Raw genomic sequence first — 7,040 nt, 5'->3', positions numbered from 1 at the left:
CAGGACCCCGGCCCCGCCCGCCGGAACGTCGGGCCGGCCCCGGCTTCTGCCGTCCCGCCCAGGGGCACCCGGGGACCGCCCGGCCGACGGTCCCCGCAGCCACCGCTCTCACACCTGGTGGCGTACCCACACGTTCGGCTCGACGTACACCGCGTAACCCCGTTCCGTCTCGCAGTGCACGGGCACCAGCGCGCCCGGGACCTCGACCCGGCCCGTGGTGTCGAACGGGAGCCCCGTCCACTTGCGCCACTGCTCCAGCGATCCGGTGACCGTCATCGACGTCGGGGCCACCTTCTCGATGACACCGCCGGCCCGGACGTGGACGCGCAGCCACGGGTCGTGCGGCAGCCCGTCCGCCTCGCGTGTGCGGTACGCGTACTCGCTCATCAGCGCCGACGGCTCGGCGCTCTTGGCGCTCGGCCGCACCGGCGCGATCAGCTCGGAGAAACCCCGGCGGCGTGCGTTGTCCCGCATCGCCGCGAGGAGCCGGCCCGATATGCCCCGGCCCTGGCTCTCCTTGGCGACCGTGATCTCGATGGCGCTCATCGTGTCCGGCTTCCGGCCGTGCCGCAGGTCCGAGAAGGCCCAGAGCATCACCTGGTCCCAGCCGCCCGCGGGCAGTTCCCGGCGCCCGTCCACGTCCATGGCCACCGGCACGCTGAACGCCCGCCCGACGACCTTGCCTTCGGCGTCCGTCGCGACCAGCACGTACTCGGGGAGTTCGCCCACGATGCGCCCGATATAGGCCCAGCCGACGGGGTCGTTGACAAGGAACTCCGCCCAGGTGTCGATCATCTGCCACATGGGGCCCTGCAGTTCCGGCCGCTCGGCCAGAGTCGTGATCTCAAGATCCATGGCGCCAGGCTAACCACGCCCGCGCCCGGACCCCAGTGGTTAAACGGCTTCCGACGTTCCGCCCGGGCAATTCCTCCGAGCCGTCGGGTTCACCCTCCGCACTGGGCGAGCATGATCCGCTTGTCCGCAGCGGTCACCGGCAGCTCGTACTTGACCGCGACCTGCGCGAAGCGCACCGCGTAGGAGCAGCGGACGGGCTTGCTGGGCGGCAGCCACGACGCCGGGCCCGAGTCGCTCTTGGCACTGTTGGCGCGGCCCTCCACTGGCAGCAGGTTCAGCGGGTCGTTGGCCAGTCGGCGCCGCTTGGCCTCGTCCCAGCGGGCCGCGCCCATCTGCCAGCTGTACGACAGCGGAACGACATGGTCTATCTGCACCTCGGCGGCGTCCTGCTTGCGCCACTCGATGGTCCTGCCGGTGTACGGATCGTGGATGGTCATCGCCACGACGACGCAGTCGGAGCCGTCGCGGAAGGCCAGTTCCTTCCCGTCGCGGGCCAGGAGGTCGTTCCTCGTGTCGCAGCCGTTCCTGGCCAGGGGGACTCCGTCGGCCGTGTCCATCCAGGCGTAGCCGTACTCGTCGCGGTCGTAACCGGTCTTCGGGCCGCGGCCCTTCGTGGTCACCTCGCCGATCAGCTCGCGGGCGGCTGTCCGCTCCTCCTCGGTGACGAGGGCGGCGAGACCCGGCTCCGTGCCGCGCGGGTTGGCGAGCGGACTTGTGCCGCCGGCGGCCGGTGCGGCCTGTGAAGGGCCCCCGCCGCCCTCTGCGCCGCCCCCGTCGATGCCGATACCGTCGCAACCGGTGAGCAGCAGCGCCGCGAGCAGCACCGCCGTCCCTCGCCCGACCACCCCGTGTCTGTTCACCGTCCGTACGGTACTGCCGCGCCCGGGCCGTGCCGACAGTCAGGGTGTCACCGTTTCGGCGGCGGAGCGGTTGCCCAGCGCCGCCTCCGAGGCCGCGGCCCGTTCCGCGCCGCGCAACTGCCCTGGGAATAGCGTGAGTCGATCACCGCTTGACGCCTGCGTGAGCGCGCTTTCATCACCTTGCGCATCGGAACGGGAAAAGGGGCGGGACACATGACAGGACGTATGACACCGACGAACTCCTTACGGCGCACCGGCGTCGCGCTGCTGGCCGCGACGGCCCTCGTCGTTCTTCCGGTCGTCGGCACGCAAGGAGGGGCCGGCACCGGCGCCGCCGCGGCAGCGGAGAGCGGCAGCCGTACCTGGCACGGCGGTTGGGCGGCCTCTCCGCAGCCGCCGACCGCGCCGTTCGCTCCCAACTGGTCCGAGCAGGGCTTCTCGGACCACACGGTCAGGCAGGTCGTCCGGGTGAGCACCGGCGGCACCAGGGCCCGCATCGAGCTGTCGAACCGGTACGGGAAGACCCCGCTGCGGATCACCGGCGCGACGGTCGCCCGCACCGGCGAAGGCGCCTCCGTCGAACCCGGCTCGGTCCGCAGGCTGACCTTCGGCAAGGGCGGATCCGTGACGGTCCCGGCCGGCGGCACGGTCCACAGCGACGGCGTGCCGCTCAAGGTCACGCCCCTGGAGTCGGTGACGGTCACGCTCTACCTGGCGGAGCCGACCGGACCTGCCACCTTCCACTCGTTCGCCTCCGCCACCAGCTACCGGGCGGACGGGGACCACCGGTACGACCGGAGCGGATCGGCGTTCAAGGAGACCAGCGACTCCTGGTACTTCCTCTCCGGCGTCGAGGTGAGCGGCGGGACCGCCGCCCGCAGGGACGCCGTCGTCACCTTCGGCGACTCCATCACCGACGGCGTCGGCTCCGGCCTCGACGCCGACAACCGCTACCCGGACGAGCTGGCCGAGCGCTTCGCGGCCGCCGGCGAGCCCCGCGGCGTCCTCAACCACGGCATCGGCGGCAACCAGGTCACCAACGACACGGTCTGGGCCGGTGAGAAGGGGGTCACCCGTTTCAAGCTCGACGCGCTGAGCGAGCCGAACGTCGGCACGATCGTCGTCCTCGAGGGCATCAACGACTTCGGCGGCAGCGACTGGGAGGGCTTCCCCGGCGGGCCGACACCCGAGGTGTCGGTCGACCGGCTGATCGAGGGGCACCGCTCGCTGATCCGCCAGGCGCACGCCAAGGGCATCAAGGTGATCGGCGCGACGCTGACGCCGACCAAGGGGTCCTCGTACTACACCCCGGTCAACGAGGCCAAGCGCGAGGCGTTCAACCACTGGATCCGGACGTCCGGCGCGTACGACGCCGTGGTCGACTTCGACCGCGCGCTGGCCGACCCCGCCGACCCGGACCGCATCCTCCCCGCCTACGACTCGGGCGACCATCTGCACCCGGGCGACGCGGGATACCGCGCGATGGCGCAGGCACTGGACCTCGACGCGTTCTGACCCGCTTCACCGGCGCCGGCCGTGCCCCGCCCGGGCACGGCCGGTGCCGTGTCCGGGCGGACCGGTGCCGTGTCCGGGGCCGGTGTCCGCGTCCGCTACGAGCCGAGGATGGTCGTCAGGAACTCGCCCGTCCACGCCAGCAGTTCGCGGCCCACCACCGGCTTGCCGCCGATCTTGCCGGACGTCGGGCGCGGCACCAGGATCTGGTGGACGGCCGGCTTGATGACCGTGCGCGGATGGAGCCGCTTGAGGCGCAGTTCCTGGGACTCGCGCAACTCCACCGGCGCGAAGCGGATGTTGGAGCCCTGGAGCACGATCTCGCCGACGCCGCACGCACGGGCGAGCATCCGCAGACCGGCGACCAGCAGCAGGTTCTCCACGGGCTCCGGCAGCTTGCCGTAGCGGTCGGTGAGCTCCTCGCGGACCGCCTTGATGTCCTCCTCCGAGTTGGCGGAGGCGATCGCCCGGTACGCCTGGAGCCGCAGCCGCTCGCCGGGGGCGTAGTCGTGCGGGACGTGCGCGTCGACGGGGAGCTCGATCTTGACCTCGAGCGGGGGCTCCTCCTCCACGCCGCCCTCCAGCGAGGCGCGGTAGTCGGCGACCGCCTCGCCCACCATGCGGACGTACAGGTCGAAGCCGACGCCGGCGATGTGGCCGGACTGTTCGCCGCCGAGCAGGTTGCCGGCGCCGCGGATCTCGAGGTCCTTCATCGCGACGTACATGCCCGCGCCCATCTCGGTGTGCTGGGCGATCGTGGCGAGACGCTCGTGCGCGGTCTCCGTGAGCGGCTTCTCCGGCGGGTAGAGGAAGTAGGCGTACCCCCGCTCCCGGCTCCGCCCGACCCGGCCGCGCAGCTGATGCAGCTGCGAGAGGCCGAAGTTGTCGCCGCGCTCCACGATGAGGGTGTTGGCGTTGGCGATGTCGATACCGGACTCGACGATCGTCGTGGAGACCAGCACGTCGAACTTCTTCTCCCAGAAGTCCACGACGACCTGCTCCAGCGCCGACTCCGACATCTGGCCGTGCGCGGTGGCGATGCGCGCCTCGGGGACGATCTCGCGCAGCCGGGCCGCGGCCCTGTCGATCGACTCGACGCGGTTGTGGATGTAGAAGACCTGGCCCTCGCGCAGCAGTTCACGCCGTACGGCGGCGCCGATCTGCTTCTCCTCGTACGGGCCGACGAAGGTGAGCACCGGGTGCCGCTCCTCCGGCGGGGTGGTGATCGTCGACATCTCGCGGATGCCGGTCACCGCCATCTCCAGCGTGCGGGGGATGGGGGTGGCGGACATGGTCAGGACGTCCACGTCGGCCCGCAGCTTCTTCAGCTGCTCCTTGTGCTCGACACCGAAGCGCTGTTCCTCGTCGACGATGACGAGACCGAGGTCCTTGAACTTGGTCTCGGAGGAGAAGAGGCGGTGTGTGCCGATCACGATGTCGACCGAGCCGTCCCGCAGCCCTTCGAGGGTCGCCTTCGCGTCGGCGTCCGACTGGAAACGCGACAACGCCCGGGTGACCACGGGAAACTGGGAGTACCGCTCGGAGAAGGTCCCGAAGTGCTGCTGGACGAGGAGTGTCGTGGGGACGAGGACGGCGACCTGCTTGCCGTCCTGGACCGCCTTGAAGGCGGCACGGACCGCGATCTCCGTCTTGCCGTAGCCGACGTCGCCGCAGATCAGCCGGTCCATCGGGACCGTCTTCTCCATGTCCTCCTTGACCTCGGCGATCGTGGAGAGCTGGTCGGGGGTCTCCACGTAGGGGAAGGCGTCCTCCAGCTCCCGCTGCCACGGGGTGTCCGGGCCGAAGGCATGGCCGGGGGCGGCCATCCGCGCCGAGTACAGCTTGATCAGGTCCGCGGCGATCTCCTTGACCGCCTTCTTCGCACGCGCCTTGGTCTTCGTCCAGTCGGCGCCGCCGAGCCGGTGCAGCGTCGGGGCCTCACCGCCGACGTACTTGGTGACCTGCTCCAGCTGGTCGGTGGGGATGTAGAGGCGGTCACCGGGCTGGCCGCGCTTGGCGGGGGCGTACTCGACGAGCAGGTACTCGCGGGTCGCGCCCTGGACCGTGCGCTGCACCATCTCCAGGTAGCGGCCCACGCCGTGCTGCTCGTGGACGATGTAGTCGCCGGCCTCGAGGGTCAGCGGGTCGATCGTCTTGCGGCGTCTGGTCGGCATCCGCTGACCGTCCTTGCCGGCCGCCTTCTGGCCGGTCAGGTCGGTCTCGGTGAGGACCGCGAGCTTGAGCCCCGGGTCGACGAAGCCGTAGTCGATGGAACCGCAGGCGACGTGGACGACCGACGGCGTGATCTCGGCCAGGTCGGCGTCCAGCCGTGCCGCGATGCCCTCGCTCCCCAGCACCTCCACCGTGCGGGAGGCCGGGCCGTGCGCCTCCGTCACGAACACGGTGCGCCAGCCGTCGGCGAGCCAGCCCTTGGTGTCGGCGAGCGCGCGGGCGGTGTCACCGCGGTACGTGTCCGGGGCGTGCATGCCGAGCTTGACGGTGTCGTCCTCCTGGTCGGAGGCGTCCGCCGCGAACGGGGACACGGACCACCACATCATCCCCAGCTCGCGCGCCCGGTCCCGCACGTCCGCGATGCCCCACAGCGAGGCCGCACCGACGTCGATCGGGGCCTCGCCTCCGCCCGCCGTGGCGGCCCATGACGCCTGGAGGAACTCCTGCGACGTCGCCACCAGGTCCGCCGCCCGTGTCCGCACCCGCTCCGGGTCGCACACCACGGCCATCGAGCCCTGCGGCAGCACGTCCAGCAGCAGCTCCATGTCGTCGACGAGGACCGGCGCGAGGGACTCCATGCCCTCCACGGCGATGCCCTCGGCGATCTTGCCGAGCAGTTCGCCCAGCTCTGGGTGGGCCTCCGCGAGGGCGGCCGCCCGCTGCCGCACCTCGGCGGTCAGCAGCAGCTCGCGGCAGGGCGGGGCCCACAGTCCGTGCTCCGCGACCTCCAGGGAGCGCTGGTCGGCGACCTTGAAGTAGCGGATCTCCTCGACGTCGTCGCCCCAGAACTCCACCCGAAGGGGGTGCTCCTCGGTCGGCGGGAAGACGTCCAGGATCCCGCCGCGCACGGCGAACTCGCCGCGCTTCTCGACCAGTTCCACCCGCGAGTAGGCGGCCGCGGCGAGCCCTTCGACGACCTCGTTCAGATCGGCCTGCTGCCCGGTGCGCAGCGCCACGGGCTCGAGGTCGCCCAGCCCTTTGACCTGCGGCTGGAGCACGGACCGTACGGGCGCGACCACGACCTGGACGGGCCCTGCCGCCGGGTCGTCGGAGGACGGGTGGGCGAGGCGGCGCAGCACGGCAAGGCGGCGGCCGACGGTGTCGGAGCGGGGCGACAGCCGCTCGTGCGGCAGCGTCTCCCACGCCGGGTACTCGACGACGCCCTCGCCCGGCAGCAGCGACCGCAGCGCGGCGGCCAGGTCCTCGGCCTCCCGGCCGGTGGCGGTGACGGCCAGCACGGTGCGGCCGGCGTCGCGGGCCAGGGCGGCCACGGCGAAGGGCCGCGCCGCGGGCGGCCCCACCAGGTCCACGTGCGTACGGCGGCCGTCGCCGGCCGCCTTGACCGCTTCGGCGAGCGCCGGGTCACGTACGACGGCGTCCAGCAGACCGTGCAGGCTCATGAAGGGGTTCCGTCCAGGGAGCAAGGGGGTGGACAACGCGATGCGCCCGACACGTCGTACGGGCCGGGGGTCTCCAGACTACGTCCTGCCGATGTCACTCGCGCGAGCGAACGGCTTCCCTCCGGCGTCCCACGCTCCCGGCAGCGCGAAGGCGGCACGAAGGCAGCACGAAGGCCCCGGG

At 71.8% G+C, this 7,040-nt stretch carries 4 protein-coding genes; 1 reads left to right on the top strand and 3 read right to left on the bottom strand.

Features of this window, described 5'->3' with window-relative positions:
• Nucleotides 1–108 precede the first annotated feature (108 nt).
• Both ACWGH4_RS27665 and ACWGH4_RS27660 read right to left on the bottom strand, forming a co-directional pair.
• On the bottom strand, nt 109–855 hold the full coding sequence (locus ACWGH4_RS27665) for an N-acetyltransferase (RefSeq protein WP_453465745.1): 747 nt from the start codon (nt 853–855) through the stop codon (nt 109–111).
• Between the two features lie 89 nt (nt 856–944).
• The gene (locus ACWGH4_RS27660) at nt 945–1,715 is read right to left on the bottom strand and encodes an HNH endonuclease family protein (protein WP_441266987.1); all 771 of its coding nucleotides are present in this window, start codon (nt 1,713–1,715) and stop codon (nt 945–947) included.
• A 213-nt stretch (nt 1,716–1,928) separates the two neighbouring features.
• Between ACWGH4_RS27660 and ACWGH4_RS27655 the strand changes: the two genes are divergently transcribed.
• On the top strand, nt 1,929–3,230 hold the full coding sequence (locus tag ACWGH4_RS27655; protein WP_453465743.1) for an SGNH/GDSL hydrolase family protein: 1,302 nt from the start codon (nt 1,929–1,931) through the stop codon (nt 3,228–3,230).
• Between the two features lie 95 nt (nt 3,231–3,325).
• Here the strand turns inward: ACWGH4_RS27655 and mfd are convergent, their stop codons facing one another.
• The gene (gene mfd, locus ACWGH4_RS27650; RefSeq protein ID WP_441266985.1) at nt 3,326–6,859 is read right to left on the bottom strand and encodes a transcription-repair coupling factor; all 3,534 of its coding nucleotides are present in this window, start codon (nt 6,857–6,859) and stop codon (nt 3,326–3,328) included.
• Nucleotides 6,860–7,040 lie beyond the last annotated feature (181 nt).

The sequence above is a fragment of the Streptomyces sp. NPDC054847 genome, from assembly GCF_053610925.1.
Note: the sequence above shows the minus strand (reverse complement) of the source record. Positions and strands in the feature narration are given on the sequence as shown.

Bases quoted from the DNA above. Each gene is read 5' to 3' on its own strand.
- ACWGH4_RS27665 (WP_453465745.1), bottom strand. From the start codon at position 855: ATGGATCTTGAGATCACGACTCTGGCCGAGCGGCCGGAACTGCAGGGC.
- ACWGH4_RS27655 (WP_453465743.1), top strand. From the start codon at position 1,929: ATGACAGGACGTATGACACCGACGAACTCCTTACGGCGCACCGGCGTC.
- mfd (WP_441266985.1), bottom strand. From the start codon at position 6,859: ATGAGCCTGCACGGTCTGCTGGACGCCGTCGTACGTGACCCGGCGCTC.